The organism is Andreprevotia sp. IGB-42 (genome assembly GCF_009848685.1).
Classification (GTDB): Bacteria; Pseudomonadota; Gammaproteobacteria; order Burkholderiales; family Chitinibacteraceae; genus Andreprevotia.
The window spans coordinates 228,793-252,398 of sequence record NZ_WXTX01000006.1; the positions used below are offsets into that span (position 1 = coordinate 228,793).

At 59.7% G+C, this 23,606-nt stretch carries 21 protein-coding genes; 11 read left to right on the forward strand and 10 right to left on the reverse strand.

Annotation, left to right across the window (positions count from 1 at the left end; all coding sequences use genetic code 11):
• Nucleotides 1-5 precede the first annotated feature (5 nt).
• Genes treS through treY form a run of 3 tightly spaced genes read left to right on the forward strand, consistent with a single transcriptional unit; the run spans nt 6 to nt 8,143 of the window.
• Entirely contained in the window at nt 6-3,386 is a 3,381-nt protein-coding gene (gene treS, locus IGB42_RS11365; RefSeq protein WP_159671597.1) for a maltose alpha-D-glucosyltransferase, read from the forward strand.
• Nucleotides 3,387-3,401: 15 nt separating this feature from the next.
• Nucleotides 3,402-5,312 carry a malto-oligosyltrehalose trehalohydrolase gene (gene treZ / locus IGB42_RS11370; RefSeq protein ID WP_159671599.1) on the forward strand — a complete coding sequence of 637 codons (1,911 nt, stop codon included), beginning with the start codon at nt 3,402-3,404 and terminating at the stop codon, nt 5,310-5,312.
• Between the two features lie 11 nt (nt 5,313-5,323).
• On the forward strand, nt 5,324-8,143 hold the full coding sequence (gene treY / locus IGB42_RS11375) for a malto-oligosyltrehalose synthase (protein WP_201799907.1): 2,820 nt from the start codon (nt 5,324-5,326) through the stop codon (nt 8,141-8,143).
• Here the strand turns inward: treY and IGB42_RS11380 are convergent.
• On the reverse strand, nt 8,122-8,499 hold the full coding sequence (locus IGB42_RS11380; protein ID WP_159671603.1) for a hypothetical protein: 378 nt from the start codon (nt 8,497-8,499) through the stop codon (nt 8,122-8,124). The genes treY and IGB42_RS11380 overlap by 22 nt on opposite strands.
• Nucleotides 8,500-8,573: 74 nt before the next feature.
• Here IGB42_RS11380 and IGB42_RS11385 point away from each other — a divergent pair, with 74 nt between their 5' ends.
• The 3 genes from IGB42_RS11385 (at nt 8,574) to glgX (ending at nt 11,869) form a co-directional block, all read left to right on the forward strand.
• Nucleotides 8,574-8,771, forward strand: coding sequence for a hypothetical protein (locus IGB42_RS11385; RefSeq protein ID WP_159671605.1), 198 nt, complete (start codon nt 8,574-8,576; stop codon nt 8,769-8,771).
• Nucleotides 8,772-8,906: 135 nt separating this feature from the next.
• Nucleotides 8,907-9,377: a BON domain-containing protein gene (locus IGB42_RS11390; RefSeq protein ID WP_159671607.1), complete on the forward strand. Its 471-nt coding sequence runs from the start codon at nt 8,907-8,909 to the stop codon at nt 9,375-9,377.
• A gap of 326 nt (nt 9,378-9,703) precedes the next feature.
• A complete protein-coding gene (gene glgX / locus IGB42_RS11395; protein WP_159671609.1) occupies nt 9,704-11,869 on the forward strand; it encodes a glycogen debranching protein GlgX in 2,166 nt (721 codons plus the stop codon).
• Between the two features lie 225 nt (nt 11,870-12,094).
• On the opposite strand, the gene IGB42_RS11400 is transcribed toward glgX, so the two are convergent.
• The 5 genes from IGB42_RS11400 to IGB42_RS11420 all read right to left on the reverse strand — a co-directional run bounded on the left by IGB42_RS11400 (nt 12,095) and on the right by IGB42_RS11420 (nt 14,984).
• Nucleotides 12,095-12,739, reverse strand: coding sequence for a response regulator transcription factor (locus IGB42_RS11400; RefSeq protein WP_159671611.1), 645 nt, complete (start codon nt 12,737-12,739; stop codon nt 12,095-12,097).
• 147 nt (nt 12,740-12,886) lie between these two features.
• Nucleotides 12,887-13,051, reverse strand: coding sequence for a DUF1328 domain-containing protein (locus IGB42_RS11405; protein ID WP_159671613.1), 165 nt, complete (start codon nt 13,049-13,051; stop codon nt 12,887-12,889).
• A gap of 110 nt (nt 13,052-13,161) precedes the next feature.
• The gene (locus IGB42_RS11410; protein ID WP_159671615.1) at nt 13,162-13,797 is read right to left on the reverse strand and encodes a hypothetical protein; all 636 of its coding nucleotides are present in this window, start codon (nt 13,795-13,797) and stop codon (nt 13,162-13,164) included.
• 196 nt (nt 13,798-13,993) lie between these two features.
• Complete coding sequence (locus IGB42_RS11415) at nt 13,994-14,680, reverse strand: DUF4142 domain-containing protein (protein WP_159671618.1); 687 nt, start codon at nt 14,678-14,680, stop codon at nt 13,994-13,996.
• Between the two features lie 46 nt (nt 14,681-14,726).
• Nucleotides 14,727-14,984 carry a hypothetical protein gene (locus IGB42_RS11420; protein ID WP_159671620.1) on the reverse strand — a complete coding sequence of 86 codons (258 nt, stop codon included), beginning with the start codon at nt 14,982-14,984 and terminating at the stop codon, nt 14,727-14,729.
• 429 nt (nt 14,985-15,413) lie between these two features.
• On the opposite strand from IGB42_RS11420, the gene IGB42_RS11425 reads away from it, so the two are divergent.
• On the forward strand, nt 15,414-16,763 hold the full coding sequence (locus IGB42_RS11425; protein ID WP_236822558.1) for a sodium:proton antiporter: 1,350 nt from the start codon (nt 15,414-15,416) through the stop codon (nt 16,761-16,763).
• 135 nt (nt 16,764-16,898) lie between these two features.
• Here IGB42_RS11425 and IGB42_RS11430 read toward each other — a convergent pair whose 3' ends face one another.
• Entirely contained in the window at nt 16,899-17,057 is a 159-nt protein-coding gene (locus IGB42_RS11430; RefSeq protein WP_159671624.1) for a DUF3309 domain-containing protein, read from the reverse strand.
• Nucleotides 17,058-17,331: 274 nt separating this feature from the next.
• On the opposite strand from IGB42_RS11430, the gene IGB42_RS11435 reads away from it, so the two are divergent.
• Nucleotides 17,332-19,281 (forward strand): AsmA family protein, encoded by a 1,950-nt coding sequence (locus tag IGB42_RS11435; protein ID WP_159671626.1) that lies wholly within the window; start codon nt 17,332-17,334, stop codon nt 19,279-19,281.
• Nucleotides 19,282-19,294: 13 nt separating this feature from the next.
• On the forward strand, nt 19,295-20,341 hold the full coding sequence (locus tag IGB42_RS11440) for a DNA topoisomerase IB (RefSeq protein WP_236822551.1): 1,047 nt from the start codon (nt 19,295-19,297) through the stop codon (nt 20,339-20,341).
• Between the two features lie 130 nt (nt 20,342-20,471).
• On the opposite strand, the gene IGB42_RS11445 is transcribed toward IGB42_RS11440, so the two are convergent.
• Nucleotides 20,472-20,894: an organic hydroperoxide resistance protein gene (locus IGB42_RS11445; protein ID WP_159671628.1), complete on the reverse strand. Its 423-nt coding sequence runs from the start codon at nt 20,892-20,894 to the stop codon at nt 20,472-20,474.
• Between the two features lie 251 nt (nt 20,895-21,145).
• Between IGB42_RS11445 and IGB42_RS11450 the strand changes: the two genes are divergently transcribed.
• Nucleotides 21,146-21,442 (forward strand): YqjD family protein, encoded by a 297-nt coding sequence (locus tag IGB42_RS11450; RefSeq protein ID WP_159671630.1) that lies wholly within the window; start codon nt 21,146-21,148, stop codon nt 21,440-21,442.
• Between the two features lie 166 nt (nt 21,443-21,608).
• Here IGB42_RS11450 and IGB42_RS11455 read toward each other — a convergent pair whose 3' ends face one another.
• A complete protein-coding gene (locus IGB42_RS11455; protein ID WP_201799908.1) occupies nt 21,609-22,574 on the reverse strand; it encodes a YihY/virulence factor BrkB family protein in 966 nt (321 codons plus the stop codon).
• A gap of 80 nt (nt 22,575-22,654) precedes the next feature.
• On the reverse strand, nt 22,655-22,867 hold the full coding sequence (locus IGB42_RS11460; RefSeq protein WP_159671632.1) for a hypothetical protein: 213 nt from the start codon (nt 22,865-22,867) through the stop codon (nt 22,655-22,657).
• 289 nt (nt 22,868-23,156) lie between these two features.
• Between IGB42_RS11460 and IGB42_RS11465 the strand changes: the two genes are divergently transcribed.
• Entirely contained in the window at nt 23,157-23,585 is a 429-nt protein-coding gene (locus IGB42_RS11465; protein ID WP_159671634.1) for a pyridoxamine 5'-phosphate oxidase family protein, read from the forward strand.
• Nucleotides 23,586-23,606 lie beyond the last annotated feature (21 nt).

The window sequence follows — 23,606 nt, forward strand, 5'->3', positions numbered from 1 at the left end:
TGCACATGTCGGAACAAGCGCCACAAAACAGCAGCCAGGATGACAATCTGCTCTGGTACAAGGATGCAATCATCTATCAATTGCACGTCAAATCTTTTTTTGACGGCAATAACGATGGCATCGGTGACTTCCCCGGGCTGATTGCCAAGCTCGACTATATTGCCTCGCTCGGTGTGGATGCGGTGTGGCTACTGCCTTTCTACCCATCCCCGCGGCGCGACGATGGCTACGATATCGCCGAATATCAGGGCGTGCATCCCGATTACGGCACCATGGCCGATGTGCGCCATTTCATTGCGGAGGCGCACCGCCGCGGGCTGCGGGTGATTACCGATCTGGTGCTCAACCACACATCTGATCAGCATGGCTGGTTCCAGCGCGCGCGTACCTCACCCAAAGGGTCCAATTATCGCAACTTCTATGTCTGGTCCGATGATGACCAGAAATATGCCGGTACCCGCATCATTTTTTCCGATACCGAAAAATCCAACTGGACCTGGGATCCGGTAGCCGGCCAGTATTACTGGCACCGCTTCTTCTTCCATCAGCCAGACCTCAATTACGATAATCCGCGTGTGCTGGAAGCGGTAATGAAGGTCATCCATTTCTGGCTGAAGATGGGTGTGGATGGGTTCCGCCTCGATGCGGTCAGCTACCTGATAGAGCGCGAAGGCACGCTGAATGAACATCTGCCGGAAACGCATGGTGTATTGAAAAAAATCCGCGCGTATATCGATGCCAATTTCCCTGGCCGCATGCTGCTGGCCGAGGCCAATGCGTGGCCGGAAGACATGCAGCAATACTTTGGCGACGACGACGAGTGCCAGCTGGCATTCCATTTTCCGCTGATGCCGCGCATGTACATGGCCATCGCTCGGGAAGACCGCTTTCCGATTGCCGACATCATGCGGCAGACCCCGGCCATTCCGCCCAACAGCCAGTGGGCAATCTTCCTGCGCAATCACGACGAGCTAACGCTGGAAATGGTCACCGACAGCGAGCGCGACTACCTGTGGGAAACCTATGCCAGCGATCGCCGCGCCCGGCTGAACCTGGGTATACGCCGCCGGCTGGCGCCATTGCTGGAGCGCGATCGCCGCCGCATCGAATTGATGAATGGCCTGTTGCTGTCCATGCCCGGCACGCCGGTGATGTATTACGGCGATGAAATCGGCATGGGTGACAACTTCCACCTGGGTGACCGCGATGGCGTGCGCACCCCCATGCAATGGTCGCCAGACCGCAACGGTGGCTTTTCGCTGGCCGATCCGGAGCAACTGGTGCTGCCTGCGATCATGGGCACGCTGTATGGCTACGAATCGGTGAACGTGGAAGCACAAACCCGCGATGCGCATTCGCTGCTCAGCACCATGCGCCGCATGATTGCCGTGCGGCGCCAGCATCATGTGTTCGGGCGTGGCACCATCCGCTTTCTGCACCCGCGTAACCGCAAGATCCTTGCCTACCTGCGGGAGCGCGATGGCGATACGCCCATTCTTTGCGTGGTCAACCTGTCGCGCAACGCGCAGGCGGCAGAGCTGGAGCTATCCGAGTTTGCCGGGTGTATCCCGGTTGAGTTGATGGGCGGGGCGGCGTTCCCCGCTGTTGGCCAGCTCAGCTACCTGCTGACCATGCCGCCGTACGGCTTTTTCTGGCTGGAACTATCGAGCAGCGCCGCCAAACCGGGCTGGGGCAACGTGCCGGAGCCGCAGCAGCTGGAGCTGCGCACGCTGGTGTGGCGCGCCCAGTTCGATGGCGTGGCGGCATTGCTGGCCCCAGGCAGCGAAAACCGCCGCGTGCTCGATAGCGAAGTGCTACCGGCGTACCTGGGCACCCGGCCTTGGTACGCGGGCAAGCCATCGTTGCAAAACGGCGCTGCGCAGGTGCAACTGGCCTACACGGTCAAGCTGGGGCGGGCGCGCAATGGCACCGATCTGCTGCTGGGCGAGTTGCAACTGGCCGGTGATGTGGCGGAGCGCTACTTCCTGCCGCTGGGCGTGGTATGGGATGCGCCGGGCCAATCTGCGTTGCCCGAGCAATTTGCGCTATCCCGCGTGCGGCGTGGCCGCGAGCTGGGTTACCTGACCGATGCGGTGGTGACCGAGGATTTTGGCCGTGCGGTGATGGACGGCCTGAAGTCCGGCCTGCATCTGCCACTGGAAAACGGCAGCGTGATCGAATTCCAGCCCGATGCCGCGGCAGACGAACTCACCATTGCCGAGGGAGAGGACATCCGCTGGATTTCCGTCAGCGAAGCGCGTGGTCTGATCGTGGTGGGCACGCAGGCAGTGATACGGCCGATACGCGATATCCAGCCGGGCGAACTGGAAGAAACCGAGCTGATCCGCTACCTGGCGGCAGGCGGCTTCACCAACGTGCCCAGTTGGCTGGGCAGGGTAGTGCGGCGCGATCAGCAGGGCCAGACGCATACGCTGATGGTGATCCATCGTTATGTGCGCAACCAGGGCTTTGCCTACCATTGGCTGAGTGAAAACCTGCGCCGCACGCTCAGCGAGCTGGTAATCAACGATCAGCCAGGTAGCCACGCGCCGGACCATCATGCCGCCGTGCCCCAAGTAGACCAGGCCGGCTGGTTCATCGAAACCCTGTCCGGCATCACGCCGTTCATGGAGTCCACCGGCCGTGCTGCCGCAGCCATGCACGCACTTTTTGCCCGCGATACCGACAACACTGCGTTCAAGCCCGAGCCAGCCACGCTGCAACACGCGCAGCAATGGGCAGATGCAGCGGCAACCGCGCTACGCAAGGCTACCGATACGTTGGCTGCCATGCGCAGCCAGCTTTCCGAAGCCGGCCAGCAGCGGTTGGAACAGCTATGCAATACGCGTATCGATGACGTGCTGCTTGCCGTGGCAAAACATGCTGCCGATGGACAGGTCTTGACGCGCATCCACGGTCAGCTGGGGCTGGATCACGTGCTGATTGCGCTGGATCAACCGATGTTTGTGGGGTTTGGCGGACAAGAAAGCCATCCGGCGGCTGATCAGCAGCGTGCCAAATCCAGCCCACTATGGGACATCGCCTGCTTGCTGCAGTCGCTGGATGCGGCTGTCGATCATGCGTCCACCCAGCTGCTGCACGGCAATCTGCCACCGCAGATCGATAGCCAGGTGTTGCTCGATGCGGTACGCAGCGCGCTGCGCAATACCGTGGTCAATGCCTATCTGGCCGCTCGCGGCGATGAAATTGCCTTGGTACCACCCGCGCTGCTGGCGCTGTTCGAGCTGACTGCGGAAGCACGCGCAGTGTTCGATGCGGTGGCAACCGGTGCAGAAGCCAGCGAGCAGGTGCTGATAAGGCTGGAAAGACTGATAGCCCTGCTGGTTGCCGATGCCGCCGCGCATGGGGAGGACAACCGGCACTAAACACAGGATGACTTCATGGGTGAAAGCACTGCAGCACATGCCGGTTTCCATCAACCACTGACTTGGGGGGCAGAAACGCTCCCCGATGGCACCACGCGCTTCCGGCTATGGGCGCCGGATGCCAGCAGTGTATTGCTGGCAACGCCGGATGCTACCCAGGCAATGGCCGAGGTGGAGGCCAATGGCGAGGCCGGCTGGTTCGAATTGTTGGCTTCGTTGCAGCCAGGCAGTCATTACCGCTACGTCGTCAACGGCAATACGGTGCCAGACCCGGCCGCCCGCGCATTGCAGGGCGGCCCGCACGGCTGGTGCGTACTCACCGAACCCCCGGCATATCCATGGCAAACCCCGTTCTGGCGAGGCAGGCCATGGCAGGAAAGCGTGATTTGCGAAGTGCACGCTGGCGCGCTGGGCGGCTTTGCAGCAATGCGCCACTGCCTGCCTGAATGGGTGGCCGTGGGTTATACCGCCATCCAGTTGATGCCGATCGGCGCATTTGCCGGTGAACGCAACTGGGGCTACGACGGCGTATTGCCGTATGCGCCGCAGGAAAACTATGGCACCCCGGATGAGTTGAAAGCATTCATCGACAGCGCCCACGGCATGGGGCTGCAGGTGTTTCTGGACGTGGTGTACAACCATTTCGGGCCTGATGGCAATTACCTGGGCCACTACGCCAGATCGTTCTTCCGCGATGACCGCCACACCCCATGGGGTTCGGCCATCGATTATCGGGCTACCGCGGTCAACGATTACTTCATCGACAATGCGCTGTACTGGTTGAACGAGTTCCGCTTTGATGGCCTGCGTTTCGATGCGGTGCATGCGTTCAAGGACGAGCGCTGGCTGCATAATCTGTCTCTGCAGATCCGCGCGCGGCTTGATCCGGAGCGCCACATCCACCTGATGCTGGAAAACGAGGACAATCAGGCCGAGTTCATCGGTGATGGCCTGTTCGATGCGCAGTGGAACGACGATGCGCATAACGCGTTGCATGTGTTGCTGACAGGTGAGCAGACCGGCTACTACCAAGCGTTTGCCGAACAGCCTGCCGCGCAACTGGCGCGCTGCCTGGCAGAAGGGTTTGCCTACCAAGGCGAGCCATCGGCCAACCATGCCGGTGCGGCACGCGGCACGCGCAGTGCCCACCTGCCGCCAGCCAGCTTCATCTTCTTCCTGCAAAACCACGATCAGATCGGCAACCGGGTGATGGGCGAGCGCCTGCTGCAGCTGGCCCGGCCGGCAGCGCTGCGCGCCGCCAAGGCGCTGCAGCTGCTCTGCCCGCAGATCCCGTTGTGCTTCATGGGCGAAGAGTGGGGGGCAGAAGCGCCGTTCCTGTACTTCACCGATCATGAGCCCGAATTGGCGCAGGCCATCATGGCTGGCCGCAACCGCGAATTTGCTGCGTTTACCGCCCGCTCCGGGCAGGTGGTGCCGGATGCCAATGTCATTGAAACCTTCCAGACATCCAACCCCGGCAAGCCGGATCTGGATAACCCGGAGCATACCGCCTGGCTGTCATTCACGCGCGAATTGCTGGCCCAGCGTGAGCGCGCCATCGTGCCGTACCTGCATGGCACGCAGGCGCTGCATGGCCTGCCGCTGGGCGATACCGGCGTGGTTGCGCAGTGGCAACTGGGCAACGGCCTGCTGCTGACTGCGTGGGCCAATTTTTCCGCTGCGCCACTGCCGCTCGCCGGCATTGCGCTACCAGCGGCGCTGAATATCGCAACCGATGACATTGCGCTGCACCAGGTGTTGTTCGAGACCCCCGCACAGGCAGCATCCGGCGTGCAGGAAGGCGAGCTGGCTGCGGACAGTTGCGTGTTCTTCCTGCAAAAACCACCGCTGCCGGAGGCCCAAGCCGTCGTTGCGGAAGCCATACCGCTGCCGGTCGCCACGATAATCCCCCTTGTTCAACCATGATCGGAGCTGCCATGCATATGCCGCCACTCGCCAGCTATCGACTGCAATTGCACCACGGCTTCACCTTTGACGATGCGCTCGCCAACCTCGACTATTTTTCCGGATTGGGTATCAGCCATCTGTACGCATCACCGATCACCACCGCACAAGCCGGCTCGCTGCACGGTTATGACATGGCCGACCCCACGCAGGTCAGCGCCGAACTGGGTGGCGAAGAAGGGCTGCGGCGGCTGGTAGCCGCCCTGCGCCGCCGGCATATGGGGTTGATTGCCGATATCGTTCCCAACCACATGGGCGTGGGTGGGCCCGGTAACCCATGGTGGCAGGATGTACTCGCCCATGGCGAGGCCAGCGAATACGCCACCTATTTCGACATCGACTGGCAAACCACGGTGCCGGGCTTGCGTGGCAAGATCATGCTGCCCGCGCTGGGGCAGGAATACGGCGGTGCGCTCGCCGCCGGCGAGCTGAAGCTGGCAGTCGATGCTGCCGCCGGGCAGTTTTTCATCAGCTATTTCGATCAACGCTTCCCGCTCAACCTGTTCGGCCACGGCGCCGTGCTGCGTGCGGCCAGGTCGCCGGAGGCGGAAGCATTGTTGCCACTGGTGGAAGAGGCGCAAGCGCCCGGCCACGGCACGCAACGTACGGCGGCGCTGGGGCAGTTGCATGCGCAAACAGCAGCCTTGCTGGCCACGGCGGCCGGGCAACGCATGCATGCAGCCATCAATCACGCGTTCGACGTTGGTGAAGCAGCCGGTCGCACCATGCTGCACGCGCTGCTGGAACATCAGCATTATCGGCTGTCGCAATGGACCGCCGCAAACGACGAGGTGAACTGGCGGCGTTTCTTCGATGTCAGCACGCTGGCCGGGCTGCGCATCGAACAGCCGCAGGTCTTCGATTCAGTTCATGCGCTGCCATTCAGACTGTTTGCCGAAGGGCTGATCGATGGTATCCGTATCGACCATATCGATGGCCTGGCTGACCCGGGCGCCTATTGCCGGCAACTGCGCGAGCGCTTGACCGCGTTACTGCCTGCCCGGCCGCCAGAAGCCGCACTGGAGCGGCCATGGATCGTGGTTGAAAAGATCCTCGGTACCGATGAAGTGCTGCGGGACGATTGGCAAACGGATGGCACCACCGGTTATGACTTCATGAACGAAGTCAGCGCAGTGTTGCACCGTGACAAAGGCCAACTGGTGTTGCATGACGCTTGGCAGAACTGGGCCGGGGAAGCCTTGGCCGATTATGCCAGCGTGGCACTCGCTGCCCGGCGCAAGGTGCTGACCGAGCATTTTTCCAGCGAGCTCGATACCAGTTGCCATGCCTTTCTCGCGCTGGCCCGGCGCGATCTGGATGCACGCAGTATCACGTTTCACGCCATCCGCAGGGCATTGATCGAGCTGGTGGTGCATTTTCCGGTTTACCGCGTGTACGACGGGCAAAACGCGGCGGACCGCAGGCATTTCGCTACCGCTTTCGATGCCGCCAACGACGCACTGCGCCGGGTCGATCGGCCGGTGCTCGCGGCGATCCGCGATTGGCTGGGGTTTGGCGCTGCAACGCAACCAGAGCCACATGCGGCAGAAGATGCGGCGCTGCTGCTGGCACGGCGGCGTTTTCTGCAGCTGACGTCGCCCGTGGCAGCCAAATCGGTCGAAGACACCGCGTTCTATCGCTACGGGGTGCTGATCTCGCGCAACGAAGTCGGTGCCGATCCCGGTGTCTTCGCGCTGTCGGTCGAAGCGTTCCATCATCTGGTCCAGCAACGGCAACATCACTACCCGCATGCAATGCTTGCCACCGCCACGCACGATCACAAGCGTGGTGAGGACGTGCGCATGCGCCTGGCGGTGCTGAGCGAAATTCCGCAACGCTGGATCGAACTCGTCGAGCGCTGGCATCGTCTCAATCACGAAATCTGCATCCGTGCTGGCGCGCAAGCGCCGGGGCGGGATTACGAAGCCATGCTGTACCAGACACTGGTCGGCGCATGGCCATTGACGCTTAACCCCGCCGATGCGGTCGGGCTCGCGGACTTCCGTTCCCGCATCGTTGCACGACAGTTGAAAGCGCAGCGGGAAGCCAAGCTTCGCACTGACTGGCTGGTTCCGGACCTTGTCTACGAGGCTGCCTGCCAGCACTTCATCGAAAACCTGCTGCAGCCGGGCGGCCCCTTCGTACAGGAGCTGGCGCAGTTTGTGGGCAAGATCGGTGCGGCTGGAGCCAGTAATTCGCTCACGCAAACGGTACTGAAACTCACGGTGCCAGGCATGCCCGACTTCTATCAGGGCACCGAGTTCTGGGATGGCTCGCTGGTGGACCCGGATAACCGGCGTGCAGTCGACTTTCCCGAGCGCCTTGATGCACTTGAGCACATGATTCTGGGGTCCGACGATGCCCCGGTGCTGGCGCTGCTCGATAGTTGGCGTGACGGGCGCATCAAGCAGGCGATCATCCAGCGCCTGCTGCAATTGCGCGGCACGATACCCGCGTTGTTCCTTGATGGCGGTTACCAGCCGCTGGAACTGCATGGTGAATGTGCCGGCCACGCCATTGCCTTCCTGCGTCAGCGTGACCTGGATACCTTGCTGGTGGTGGTGCCGCGGTGGCCGCTGGCGCTGGGTGATGGCCCGCATCTGGAGGTGGCTGCACCACGCTGGCGCAATACATCACTGTTGCTGCCTCATGCGTTGCCGGACGCTACCTGGCAAAACGTGCTGACCGGAAAGACGCTGCAGGTGGAAGAAGACAAATGTGCACTGGCAGACCTTGCCAGCCCCTTGCCTTGGGGCATCTGGCATCTGGATCATCGCAATGCCACCAACTGAAGCACCAGCTTAAGCATCAGCCATTGCCTACTTGGCAAACCCGTGCAGGCCGACAATCGAATGCGGCCCGCTGCCACATCCGGAAGCGGGCAGGGCAGGTAGATTGGTTCCATGTTCATCGCAATGCCGACGAGGAAAAAATCATGGGTAAATATCTGCTGGCCTGGCTGCTTGGGGTTCCTGCGTCGATCCTGGTGCTGGTTTACATCTTCTTTCATTGAAACAACGGTTTCAGGCAACGCCCGCTGTCCGCCCCCAGCGGGCTTTTTCTTTTTATGCGGCGGTGGCGGCGCGTAGGTCTGGGCCGACATTTCGCGCGATGGTCTCCCTACAGCAGGATCGGTTGTTGGCGACATGTCCGGTTCCAGTCATTTTCATATCCTGTTACTGAAGCGGCGTGAAAGCCGGTTAAATCCTCTGGAGAACAGTAATGAATTCGAACAATACCCTGAATCATCTGGACCTGGACCGCCTGTGGAACGACGACGACATGGGCGGACGCCAGCGGATCCAACGCCGTGTCAGCAACCGGTACGAGCGCGACAGCGCACCGGACACCAGTAACCGCCGCCGCCGCGATGCCGTAGCGCGCCGTAGCGACAAGCACGGTTTGCAGCGCGCCAGCTGATCCGTGCAACAGATAGCGCCTGCGTGCCGGTATTGCGCGTTTCACACGCATGCCGCGGTGGTTGATGCAGTCGAACCTGTTGCCTGATGAAATCGTTTGAGCCTGACCCATTTCACCACTGCAAGGAGAAACACCATGAACCATTTGCGCAAAGTTTCGGTACTGGCACTGATTGCCGCTGGCGCCCTGTCTCTGGCCGCTTGCGATCGCAAGGATGAAACAACGGCCCCGAGCACGGAAAGCGCCACCTTGACCGCGGTGCCGGATGTCACTCCGGAACCGACTCCGAGCACCTCCAGCACGCTGGACAATGCCAAGGCTGATGCCAGCGCTGCCGCGGCAGATATCAAGGACAGCGTGAAGGAAAAAAGCGCAGAGGCAGGTGCCAAGCTTGATGATGCCGGCATCACCACCAAGGTGAAGGCCGCGCTGGCAAAGAATGCCGGTCTGTCCACGCTCAAGCTCAATGTCACCACCAATGGCGGCGTCGTGACGCTGGAAGGCAATGTCGACAGCGAGGCCAAACAGCAGGAAGTGGTCAATACCGTCACCGCGCTCGAAGGCGTGACTTCGGTCAACAACCAGCTGGTGGTGAAACCCAAATAAGCGCATCAAGCCGCTGCAAACGGAGACATCAATATGTTCAAACGTGTGCTGTATACCTTTCTGGTTGGTGTTGCGCTGGGCAAAATCTCCCGCGCCCTGGCCAATCGCGCAGCAAGTCGTTCTACGCAATAGGAACGCATTGCCCTTGAAACAGACGCCTGCAGCTGCAGGCGTTCTTCATTGGTCGATCGCCTACTTTGCCAGACCATTCCTACGGCGTTTTGGGCTGTGGCTGGCGCAGCAGCCTTGACTGTCTGACAGCGGGGCTGGAAGGGAAAAGTGATAGTGGAGTCATCGCTCAACCATCCACTCATGCGGGGTAAGTCATGTCAATTGCGTCAACCATACAGGAAGGCTCGCCGGTACCACACGGTGCAAGCTGGGACGGTAATGGCGTCAATTTTGCGTTGTTTTCGGCACACGCTACCAAGGTGGAGCTATGCATTTTTGATGATGCGGGTGAAAAAGAACTGGAACGCATTGTCCTGCCCGAATACACCGATGAAATCTGGCACGGCTACCTGCCCAATCTGCACCCGGGCACCGTTTACGGTTACCGTGTGCATGGCCCGTACGAGCCGGAGAACGGCCATCGTTTCAATCCCAACAAACTGCTGCTTGATCCATACGCCAAGCGCCACATCGGGCAACTGAAGTGGGGCGAAGAGGTGTTCGGCTATACCATCGGGCACCCTGATGGGGATCTGAGCTTCGATGAGCGCGACAGCGCACCGTTCGTGCCCAAATGCGTGGTGGTGGATAGCACTTTCAACTGGGAGCAGGGCAACGGCTTTCGCGTGCCATGGGATAAAACGGTGATCTACGAGTTGCACGTGCGTGGCTATACCAAGCTGCATCCGGATGTAAGCGAAAACCGCCGCGGTACCTTTGCCGGCCTGGCTGAGCGCGAGGTGATCGACTACATCAAGAGCCTCGGGGTGACCACCGTCGAACTGATGCCGATCCACTCGTTCGTCAACGACAGCCATCTGCTGGACAACGGCCTGACCAATTACTGGGGTTACAACACCATCGGTTTCTTCGCCGCAGATCCGCGTTACTTCGCCACCGATTCCATTTCGGAATTCAAAGGCATGGTAGACCGTCTGCACCGTGCCGGCTTGGAGGTGGTGATGGACGTGGTCTACAACCACACCGCCGAAGGCAACGAACTGGGGCCCACGCTGTCCTTCAAGGGCATCGACAATGCTTCCTACTACCGCATGGCGCCGGATCCGCGTTACTACATCAACGATACCGGCACCGGCAATACGCTGAACTTGTCGCATCCGCGCGTGCTGCAGCTGGTGACGGATAGCCTGCGTTACTGGGTGACTGAAATGCGCGTGGATGGCTTCCGCTTCGATCTGGCCACCATCCTGGCCCGAGAAGATCACGGCTTTGATGAAGGCGGTGGTTTCCTTGATAGCTGCCGTCAGGATCCAATCCTGGCCAACAGCAAGCTGATTGCCGAGCCATGGGATTGCGGCCCGGGTGGCTATCAGGTGGGTGGTTTCCCACCAGGCTGGGCTGAATGGAATGACCGTTACCGCGATACCGTGCGGGCATTCTGGAAGGGTGATGAAGGCATCGTGGGTGAACTGGCCACGCGGCTAACTGCTTCGGCTGATCACTTCAACCATCGCGGTCGCCGGCCGTGGGCCAGTGTCAATTTCATCACCGCGCATGATGGCTACACCCTCAATGATCTGGTTTCCTACAACGACAAGCACAACGACGCCAATGGCGAGAACAACAACGATGGCAGCTCCAACAACGGTTCGTGGAACTGCGGCGCCGAAGGCGATACCGATGACGCGGAAATCCTGGCACTACGCGAACAGCAAAAGCGCAACTTCCTCGCCACACTGATGCTGTCGCAAGGCACCCCTATGTTGCTGGCCGGGGACGAATTCGGCAATTCCCAGCAGGGCAACAACAATGCTTATTGCCAGGATAACGAACTGAGCTGGCTGAACTGGGATGACATCGATCAGGCCGACGAAGCGCTGACCGCCTTCGTGCGCAAGCTCACGCTGTTGCGCCAATCCTTTCCTATCCTGCGCCGTAGCCGGTTCCTGACCGGCGAGTGGAACGAGGCACTGGAAGTGCGCGACTTGTCCTGGCTGGCGCCGGATGTCCAGGAGCTGACAGCCGATCATTGGGGTGACGGCAATATGCGCTGCTTCGGCATGTTGATGGATGGCCGCGCGCAGGCCACTGCCATTACCCGTCACGCCGGCGACAACACCCTGCTGATGATCCTGAACGCCCACTATGAAACAGTGGTGTTCACATTGCCTGAAGTCAACGGCGGTACGCATTGGAGCCGGCTGATCGATACCGCAGACCCGGCACCGGACGGGCTGCCGCAATACGCCAGTGGCGACAATGTGGATATCGCCGGCCGCTCGCTGGTGCTGCTGCGCATGCGCACCACCGGCACCACCGAGCAGCTTGCTGCGCGGGTGGAGGCGGCGCTGGTGAGCTAAGCAACTTCGGCCCCAGTCAAAAAGGCCCTGCGGGGCCTTTTTGCATTTGCAGTGCGAGCGATCTGCAGGAAAGAAAGTACTACCAGTTACAGTCCGTCTTGGCGGAAGGGAAATGGGTATTTGGTTGCAACCTGCAGCAGGGAGCCAGCAGCCAAAGGGATAATGCTGCGATGAACAGCGCATGAACCGCCGCCATGGAGGGCCAGGCGGGGGTAGTGGAGCGGTCTATTGGACCAAGCCGCTGCTGACCGCGTAGCGGATCAGATCGGCATTGGAATCCAGATGCAGTTTTTGCAGGATATTGCTGCGATAGCTGCTGATGGTCTTCACGCTCAGGCCCAGTGTTTCGGCAATGCTCTGCAGCGATTCGCCACGAGCCAGCTTGTAGAAGATCTGGAACTCGCGATTGGTGAGCGAGGAGGGTGTTTCACCATCGGCGCTGACCGCTTCTGCATTGATCAGGCTTTCCAGCAGTGATGGGCACAGGTAGTGGTTGCCCCTGGCCACGTTGCGTACGGCAGCCAGCAACTCGTCCGGTGCGGCGCCCTTGCTGATGAAGCCATTGGCGCCAGCACGCATGGCAATGGCGGCATACAGGGCCTCGGGGTAATGGCTATAGATCAGCACCGGCTGGCTCGGTTTCAACTGATGGATGGCATCGAGCGTATCCAGCCCGTTTTTTCCGGGCATGGCGATATCGAGCAGGATGACGTCATAATCGTTTTGCGATAGCAGATCCAGCACGCGATCGCCACTTTCCGCCTGACCGGCAACCAGCAGGTCAGCTTCGGCTTCAATCAGGTCGAACAGGCCTTGTAAAACGATGGGATGATCGTCTGCGATCAGTATGCGGAGCAGGGAATCGGTCATTGGTGCGTCCCGTAACGAGCTGATCATCCGCAAGCACACCTTGCGAGGGCAACTAGGGGTGACGTTGGTACCGCCACCCCTGGCGCATCGCGGAATCTCAATGGAAAAAAAGCGGATTGAATGGATCAATCCGCTTTTACGGGTGCGTTACCAGCCTCGCAGGAAGCCCAGCACCAGGCTGGCCAGGAAGATGACCACAAACAGGAAGAAAAGAATACGGGCAATATCTGCCGCACCTGCTGCAATGCCTGTAAACCCAAACAGACCGGCTACGATGGCAACGATAAAAAAGACGACGGCGTAATAGAGCATTGTTTTCTCCTTGTGACTGATGTTATTGACGGTTTCCGGATAAAATTCCGTCTCCTGTTGAGTACTGCATCTTTACGGGTAAATGCACATGCCGGTTAGACAACGTCAACCTATTTGGCAATCTGCATGCCAACCCTGCCCAGCCGGGATTGTGGCGGTAGTGGATAATGGCCATTTGCCGCACGCGGCAAATCTGCATCGGCCATTGCCATACGTGGCGCACGGGTTTCCATTTCCAGCAGCATCCGCAGCAATTGCACGCGTATCCCTTCAACCAGATCGCGTATCGCCTGCCTTGGCAATACTTTCCATGCTTGCCGGCATACCAGATCCACCGGCAGATTGGGCAACTGGTTCAGGCGCTTTACATGGTGCTCGGGCCAGTAATCGAACAACTCATCGCTGCGACGCCCCACCATCAATGGCAGGTAATCGGCGATTCCGTTGCGCAAATGACTATGGCCGGTTTCATGCTGCAAATCAGCCGGCACAAATGGCGTAGGAACCAGCACACGCTCGACTTCAATGCGCTGGTTGGATAACTTCATGCACGAGTGCACGGCGACGACACGATAATCGGGCAGGCGAGCGGACAACGGATAACCGTTCAACTCCAATTCAATCCACGCGGCAGCCGGCTTCATTTGCAGCCGTACAGCCAGTGCGTGGCATCGGCGCAGGATGTCCTGCAGATTTGCACCTGGCTTCAAGGTTTCTTCGCGTAGAAGTTGGAATGTCTTCCTCATTTTTGGCTCCTGGGTTTTAGCAGGCTTTGCGCCGGTATCGTTGCAAGCCATTACCAGCAATGTATCTGACAGCATGAAAAGGCAATGTAGGCTCCGCCACGGTGGCCGGGGAGGGTAACGGCGGTATTCGCTGTAGGCGCTTTCCGGCTCGACGCCACCCGCGCTCCGTGCGCGCTTTTCATGCGTGGGCAGCGCATCATTCGCTCTGTGTATTGGCAATCAGATGCCGTGCCATCCGGATGTGGTCTGCAATCTTGGGCAGCGCATCCCTGGCATGGCTTTTCAGCGTTTCGTCCTTGCCGTCTTCGGCTTGCTTCTTGTAGGCGGCCTGCTCTTTCAGGTGGAAGTTGATCCCGCCTATGGCCGCATATTCGTGTTCCAGCATCGGCGGTTGCAGCTTTTCCAGCCGCGTGATGAATTGCAGGCTTTCCGTTTCAAGTTCGGTGGGCAGCTTTACGCCTTTGTTGTGCGCCAATTGGCTCAATTGCTGCAAATCTGCGCCATGTTCCTGCAGCATGCGCTTGGCAAAGAAGATGACCCCGGGGTCTTTTGCGGTGCGCACCACATAGCGCGCCATGCGGATTTGCGCGAGGTCGGAACGCGCTGCGGTATCGAAGAAAGCCAGCGCCTCCGGATCGGAAATCGGTTTGATGCCAGGTTTGACCGTCGGTGCCGTCACACCTGCTGCCACTGCATTACTGGTGGCGGCCATGGCACTACTGCTCCAGTTGGTGGTGCCGATCAATAAAGCGCCAGCAATCACCAGATAACGTGGTACCCGATCAAGTATCCTGTCACGCCCGGCTGTCATGGTCTTGCAATCGGTGCGCTTGCCTGCATCTGCTTTGGGCGCAATGGCACCCGGGATATGGTTCTCCGGCATTTTCGTGCTCCTTCTATCAGTGCAAGGCGCGCTGGGCGCAGCACACTCAGATCATCCGGTGGCCTGGCGCCAGTGGGTGCGCTGATGAATCGCTGCTCTCTTGCGGCGTACCCGGATCCTTGCGGCAGGGGATATGCTGCGAATACACCGGGCGGCGCCCCATGGCGGCGTTGGTGACGCTGGCGTTGTCACGGGCCAAGCCGCGCCCCAAGTCCGTGCAGTCTTCCACGCCGGTCGGTGCCAGTGCTTCGGTCTTCGCGGCAGCGGCCTGCGCCAGTTGGGGATCAGCAGGTTTTACCGCCATGGCAACGCTGAAAACCAGTGCAGCACTGGCTATGACTGGGCGCCATACGGCAGTATTTCGTCTCGATGTTTTCATCATCGGCTCCTTTATCCCGGCGCCTGGCCAACCGCTAGGTGCGCATGGCAAAGATTACGGAAGCGCGCAAGCCCCCTGCATCCGTGCGCCGCTGGTCTTGTGCTCAGCACTCACCCCGTACCCTGTCAGGCGCTGCCGACAGGCGCGCCCGCGCAGAAACCGGCACTGTCAGCACTCTGTACACGCGCGAGCAGGTTCTGCGCTGACAGGGCAACGCGCGCGCTGCGGATACCGCTGTGCGGCGCTTCGCGCTCTAATCCCGCAGTGGCGCGCCATCCGCGCGTGATTGACCAAACAGTGATCCAGGGGACAGAGCATGTATCGCAGCAATCGGCACGGTGCCCACGCGTGAATATGGAATCGGGCGCATTCGCCTGGGCGTTGATTGGCGCGTGCCTGCTGGCGATGGTGATGGTCGGGCACCGTATCAGATACCTGCCGATCAGCATTGCCAGTCTTTACCTGGTACTGGGCTACGCTGCCGGACCGGGCGTGATGGACTGGGTGCGTATCGACCCTATCCGGCAAAACCACATCCTGTTGTTCCTGTGCGAAATCGCACTGGTTCTATCGCTGTTTTCAGCCGGGCTCAAGCTGCGGCTGCCCATGGGTGACGTGCGCTGGCAGATCGCTTTCCGGCTGGCTTTGCCTACACTGGCCATTTCCATCGTCCTGCTGGCACTGGCCGGCAAGTGGCTGCTGGGGCTGGCCGCCGTACCCGCGCTGTTGCTGGCCAGCATGCTGGCACCTACCGATCCGGCACTCGCATCCGATGTGCAGGTACAGAACGCCGGCGATGCGGATCAGGTCCGCTTTAGCCTGACGGGCGAGGCGGGCCTCAACGACGGGGTAGCCATGCCTTTCGTGTTGCTGGGGCTGGGCCTGCTGACCAGCCGCTATGGGCAGGGGCTGGAATTCGGCAAGGCCTGGTTGCTGCAGGACCTGCTGTTCGGCGTGGTGGGCGGGATCGTGCTGGGCTGGCTGCTGGGTGAGCTGGTGGGGCGAGGTGTACCGTTCCTGCGCAGTCACCATGCGGCGTTGGGACGGGAGGAGTTCATTGCGCTGGGCACCATCTGCCTGACCTATGGTGTTGCCACCTTGCTCCATTGCAATGGCTTCATCGCCGTTTTTGTTGCCGGTGCTGCGGTCAGGCGCATCGAGCATCGCTCCAGTAGCGGCCGCGCCGCGCCGCAGGTGATCGGCAGTGTGGAAAGCGGCAAGGAAGAAGAGGTTGCCACCCATCCGGACAAGGCATCGGCATATATGGCGCAGGAGGTGCTTGCCATCAACGAACAACTGGAGCACATGGCAGAGTTCGCCATGGTCTTCATCGTGGGGGTGTTGTTATCGGCAGGCTACTGGTCGTGGTCCGGCGCTTTGCTGGCTGCGGTGCTGTTTCTGGTCGTGCGGCCGGTTTCCGTCTATGTGGGTTTGATGCTGACCCCGGTTACCCGCACGCAGCGCCGCCTGATCAGCTGGTTCGGTATCCGTGGCGTGAGCTCATTGTTCTACGTGAGCTATGCCATCGGCCACGGCTTGCCGCAACGCTATCAGGAACCGTTCCTTTCGGCAGTGCTGACCGTAGTGGGCTTGTCCATCCTGTGCCACGGGATATCGGCAACGCCGTTGATGAATCTGAACGAACGCATCAACCAGCGTTATCGGCCTGCCAGCAGGTCTTTTCCGCATATTTCCCGCCATTGATCACTGCACAACCGTGGAAACTGAATCGGCATTGCTGCCAGTGTTGCTGATTGGATGCGTAATTGATTTTCAAGCAAAAAGGCCGGCATTGCAGCCGGCCTTTTCTCAAAACGGGATGGAAGTATAACTTTAAAGCTATATCCGGCCAGTCAGCAGCAGAATCAGCAGCACCACAACTATCAGGCCGGAAATACCGGTTGGGCCATAGCCCCAGCTGCGGCTATGCGGCCAGGTTGGCAATGCGCCAATGGCAACCAGAATCAGTACAATCAGCAATATCATTCCGAGTGACATGGTTTTAACTCCTCGTTGTAATCAGTCTTTGACTGCGGCGCTGGACCGGATGCCGCTGCCCCATTTCCACAGATTAACTGACGCGTTGCCAGGCAGAATGTCGGCATTGGCTGATAGCAATGGCGCAATTGGCCACTCCGGTCGTCGGTATTGCCCTACAGCCGGCAAATGCTGATTCCGTGAGATATGGCTTACATATTTTTTAGGCCGCACCTGCTTCCGGTTTCTGCCGGGATGGCCAGAATGGGGAGAAAATAATCCGAGGTGCAGAAATATGGTTGATAAAACAACACGAAAAACCCACCGCCTGCAGGCCTGGAAAATCATCGTGCTGGCCCTGTTGCTGATCATTGCGCTGGCCATTTATCTGTTTGAATGGAATATGCTGCGCGGGCCGATCAGCCGCAGGGTCACTGCTGCCACCGGGCGGCCATTCGCCATCAACGGCGATCTGCACGTACAGCTGTCACGCAATCCAACAGTGACCGCAGAGCGCCTCTCATTCGGTAATGCCAGCTGGGGCAGCAAGCCCGAGATGGCTTCTCTGGAACGCATTTCGGTGCAGTTCAACCTGAAGGCATTGTTTCACCGCGAGGTGCGCCTGCTCAATGTGGTAGCTGAAAATCCGCAAGTGCTGCTGGAAAAAAATCCGCAAGGGCAGGGCAACTGGCAATTTGGCAATACTGCCGATGACAAGGCTGCCGAGCCCGGCAAGTGGCAGGTGCACTACGGCAACGTCGCTATCCGCCAAGGCGTCATCCACTACCTGGATACTGCGGGCAAGACCGACGTCACCGCCAAGCTCGATACCATAGGCGGCATCACCGGCCAGCAGGCATCGGTTGCCTTTGCCGCCGGTGGCAGCATGCGCGCGCTACCACTGAAAGTGACCGGTACCGGTGGTGCATTGCTGGATCTGCAGAACACCAAGGCAGCCTATCCCGTCAAAGGCAGCGGCACGGTGGGGAAAACCCGTTTTTCCGCTGATGGAACGGTGACGGACCCGATACGGCTGGCCGGGCTTGCCATCAACTTCACGCTTGCGGGCAACAGTCTTGCCGAGCTGTACGACATCCTGCATATCCCCTTGCCGCCCACCGCGCCCTACAAGCTGGCCGGCTTTCTGCATCACGATAACCAGTTGTGGTCGTTCAAGCGCTTTGTCGGCAAGGTGGGTAACAGTGATCTCTCTGGCGACTGGTCGGTGGATCTTGCGCCCAAGCCGCAGTTCATCCGTGCCGATCTGGTTTCGAAATCGCTGGATCTGAAGGATCTATCCGGTTTTGTCGGCGCACGGGCCGATAGCGGTAAAACCATCCAGCCACCGGGCGACAAGGTGCTACCGCAAACACCCTACAATCTGGAAAAAGTGCGGGCGGCCAATGCCGATGTGCGCTTCCGCGGCCAGCATATCCAGACGGAAAAAATGCCGTTCGATGACCTGAAAGCCCACCTGATTCTCGATAACGGCAAGATCCGCCTGGATCCGCTGGATGTGGGCGTGGCTGGCGGCAATGTGGTGGCCCGGATCACCATGGATACGACGGTCGCGCCCATCCAGACCAGCGTGGACCTTGCCGCGCGCAAGCTGCAGCTTGATCAATTGCTGCCGGCACTGAAAAACCCCAAGGCTAATGTGGGATTGGTGGGTGCGCAGGCCAAGTTCATCGGCCGTGGCAATTCGGTAGCCCAGATGCTAGGCAGTGCCGACGGCAACATGGCCATCATCATGAATGGCGGTGAAATCAGCAAGCTGTTGCTGCGTCTGGCCAATCTCGACGTTGCCAACCTGATTCCCATCCTGTTTACCGGCGACAAGCCGGTGCCGGTGCGCTGCCTGGTGACGGACCTTGCGGTGAAGGACGGCAACGCCGGTATCCGTACGCTGATCCTGGATACCGAAAAGCAGGTGATATACGGCAGCGGCAACATCAACTTCAAGACCGAGCAGATCGATATCGCCCTCAAGACCCAGGCCAAGGACATCAGTCTGGTGGCATTGCGTGGTCCCATCCTCATTACCGGGCCGTTCAAGAAGCCGGCCGTGCGGCCATCGCTGGCCCAGGCAACCGGTCGCACGGCGGCCGCCGTCGCATTGGGCTTCGTGGCGCCGCCGCTGGCATTGTTGCCGCTGATCCAGCTGGGTGGCGCCGAAGATACGCCATGCGGTGCGATGATCCGCGAGGCCACCAAAAATGCCGGCAGGGTAAAACGTGCCAAGTAAGTCTGCTGTGGAAGTGCAAACAGTCGATGAGGCGGCAGAGGCCGCGCGCGAGGCGGGGCTGCGCTATGTCAACGATACAATGCCTGGCATCAGCCGGCATGCGCGGCGCGGAAAGCTGGTTTACGTTCGCGGTAACGAAGTGGTGGATGATGCGGCCACCCTGGCGCGCATCCGCGCACTGGTCATCCCGCCCGCCTGGACCGATGTGTGGATCTGCCCGCGTGCCAACGGCCATCTGCAAGCCACCGGCCGCGATGCCAAAGGGCGCAAGCAATACCGCTATCATGCACGCTGGCGCGAGCGCCGTGACGAAAGCAAGTTTGCCCGGATGATCGCTTTCGGCGAAGCACTGCCGCAAATCCGCACTGCGGTATCACGTGATCTGGCAAAGCAAGGGATGCCGCGCGAGAAGGTACTGGCGCTGGTGGTGCTGTTGCTGGAATCCACCTTCATCCGTGTAGGCAACGAAGTTTATGCACGCGAGAACAAATCGTTTGGCCTGACCACGCTGCGTAACCGGCATGTCGCGATCGATGGCAAACGCATCCGTTTTCATTTCCGTGGAAAAAGCGGCAAGGATCACGATATCGAGCTGAACAACGCACGAATTGCGCGCATCGTAATGCGCTGTCGTGATTTGCCGGGTCAAGACCTGTTCCAGTATCTGGATGACGCTGGTCACCGTCACCCGGTAACCTCGGGCGACGTCAACCAATACCTGAAGGAAATCAGCGGAGAAGATTTCTCCGCCAAGGATTTCCGCACTTGGGCGGGCACGGTGCTGGCTGCGGTTGCGCTTTGCCAGCAGCCACAGGCGCAAAGCGCCCACCACGCCAAAGGGCAGGTGGCCGATGCGGTCAAACAGGTGGCCGAGCGTTTGGGCAATACCGTTGCCGTGTGCCGGAAGTGCTATATCCATCCGGAAATCATCAATGCATACCTGGCAGGCAATGCGATTGGCCTGGCAGATGGTAACCGTATCGCGCAGGCGGGCGATGATCTGCGGGTGATGGAACAGGCGGTATTGAGCTACTTGCGGGAACTGGCGACTGACCGTTGAACGGATTGCTCAGTGCGTGCCGGGCAGCCAGTTAAGTCGGTTTGGCAGGTGGTCCAGCAGGCATCGACGAATGCATGCCAGACCAGCCAAGGCCATCGATCAACGGCACAAGCGGATCAATGCACTTGGATCAATGCACTTCGATCTTGACGTCGATATTACCGCGTGTGGCGTGCGAATACGGGCAGATATCACGGTGGGCAATATCTGCCAGCTCGCGGATTTTTATCGGGTCGACGCCCGGCAGTACCACCAGCAAGGTGATTGCCAGTTCAAACCCGTGGGGCTCCCGTCGGCCGATGCCCACGCGCGCGGTCACTTCCGAGTTGGTGATCTTCACCCCATGGTGCGAAGCCACAGAGCGGATTGCCGATTCGAAGCATGCGGCGTAGCCGGCGGCAAACAGCTGCTCGGGGTTGGTCGCTGCGCCGCCTTCTCCGCCCAGCGCTTCCGGCGATGCCAGCTTCAGATCCAGCACGCCGTCGGTGGATTTGATCCGCCCATCCCGGCCGCCACGCGCAGTCACCTCTGCAATATAAAGTGGTGTGGTCATGACGTGCTCCTCGTGTAGGGAATCAGCTTTCAAGCTAGCATGCCCGGATCGGCATTTTCCAATTGGTTTTTTGATGGTGCTGCGATAAAACCGTTGAGTGTCGGCGCATGCCGACGGCAGCCTCGGACATATCCGCAACGATATTGGGATAAGCACAGGTTAATGGCTTGCCAACCGCACGGTAGACTGGGCATGTTGCATCGGCATATTGCCGCATGCACGGGATATGCCCTTAACAAAGGAGAACACCCATGGCTAACGATATCAACCTGGCTGCCGATTTGCGTACCGTCGTTGCAGATACCGAGAGGGTGCTCAATAATGCGCTGGCCCTTGGTGGTGAAGCAACACGCGAAGTGACTGACCAGCTGAGCCTGAACCTGCAATTGCTGAAAAATACGCTGGCCGACACAGAACAGAAAATCATCGTCAAGGCACGTGCTGCTGCGGCCGCTACCGATAACTACGTGCACGATAACCCATGGCGCTCCATCGGTGTGGCTGCCGGTGTGGGCTTCCTGCTCGGCCTGCTGACTTGCCGCCGTTGATCCACCTGCCAGCTATCCAGGACGGCTGGCCGATGTGCTGAGGCCTTCAGCATGTCCGATGGATAAAAAAGAGGGGTATCTCCGGATATCCCTCTTTTTTATCTAGATCCATGTAAATGGTATACAGCAAGTGTACCGAAATATACGCTGCCGCCAATTGTGCATACTATCGGGCATCTTGAATTTTCGCCACCTGTTGCTCCCGCACTTTATTCTGCTGCGCATAACGGGCATCGGTATACAACACATACTGGCGGGTCAGTTCCGCCCCGAAAAAGAAAATCTGTGCCGAATAATAAAGCCACAGCAACAGTGCAACCATTGCGCTGGCAGCACCATATACGCTCAGCGTAGGGGTATTTCCCAGGTAAATGCCGATACCGTATTTGCCCGCAGCAAACAATATGGCGGTAAAGCAGGCGCCCGCCAGCACTTCCCGCCAGGCCAGGCGCTTTTCCGGTAAAAACTTATAGATCACCGCAAACAGCAGGGTAATGACCAGCAGGCTGAATACCGTGGACAGCGGCGCGAGGATATTGGCGGCAATGGGGAAGGTATCGGCCCAGAAGCGCTGCACGATGCCCAGTGCCGCATCGACCAGCAGCGAAACCAGCGCCAGGAAGGTGAGGGTCAGGATCAGGCCGAACGCCAGGAATCGGGTGCGCAGCAGGATCAGCCAGCCTGCACGCGCTTTTTCCGGCATGCCCCAGATTTCGTCCAGGCTGCTTTTCAGTTCGGCAAACGCCGTAGTGGCGCCGAGCAGCAGCGCCAACGACGCCACCCATGCCATCACACCACTGCTGTGGCGCGACGATGAGCTCGTTAGCAGCGTCTCTACCGCGCTGGCGCCCTGTGCGCCGACCAGCCGGCCGATCTGGCCGAGTATCTCCGCCCGCGCGATCTGCGGATCGTAGAACAGGCCGGCAATCGTCATCACGACCACCAGCAATGGCGCCATGGAAAACAGCACATAGAACGCGAGCGCAGCCCCTTTGCTGCCGGCACGATGATCAGACCATGCCACTGCAGCATGGTAGAACGATGTGGCTATCGTGGTGACGAACCGCACCACGCCATGGCCGGTGCCTTGTGGCCGCATGGCAAGTGGAGGAATGGTTCTGCTTTTATCCATCTTTTGCTCTGGGTAGGTGATACGGCACTGGAAACAGCAGCTTGAAAAAAAGGGCGCAGTGCATTGCGCCCGTTTGCTGCTTAATGCGAGTCCCGCCAGCGACGGGTAACGCGCTGGTTGCCGCTGGCGTATGGCACCGTGTCTGCCTGATCCAGCGTCATGTGCGCATCGGCATTGCCATCAGTGACCAGATCGCCCGCCGGATCCGCGTTATCCGGATCTACCGCCAGCCAGGCCGGGCCGCATTGGCGCAGCACGTAGTGTGCATGGTGTTCATTTGCTGGGTTGGACATGATGACCTCCGCCCATTGAGGGTTTTGATGTTTTCTTTATATTCCCCTCGGTGCCAAGCAGCTGTCAGCAGGTGCCGGCTTGTTGCGTCGGCGGAGCACTCTCCGCTGCCCGCAGCGGGGATGGACTACACGGGGAAGCGGGGTTGGCCGATCAACAAAATGCATGTGTGCGCGAAGAATGAGTATTGAGCGACTACACGTGCGCGATGCCCGGCTCAAAAGTGAAGGGGAAACCCGGCCAACAACCGCATCGCGCAATCCGTCAATACCAGTTAAAAGAGAGGTCGATATGCCCGCAGGCACCGCCGATAACCATCCCGACGCCGATACCCTCTGGCAAACCATCCGCCACATCCGCGTTGCCATCCTCGCCACCCAGGAAGAGGGTGGCGTAAAGGCCAGGCCGATGACCACGGTGCAGAAGTCGTATGAAGGCGTGTTGTGGTTTTTCGTGGATGTAGAGGGCCATCCGGCAGAAGCGGTGCGCGCCCATCCAGCTGTAGCGGTCAGTTATGGCGACTCTGCCGATGGCCTGTACGTGACCATCCGCGGTGATGCCACCGTGGTGCGCGACCGTGCATCCATCAACGCATTGATCACGCCGGAAGTGCGGGAATGGTTTCCCGAAGGCGAGGGCGACGCACGTATCGCGTTGATCGCAGTCAAAGTAAATGAGGCCATCCTTTTCCAGTCAGAGGGTGACCAACCGAAGCTGTAACACAACAGCAGCGCGCGGCCA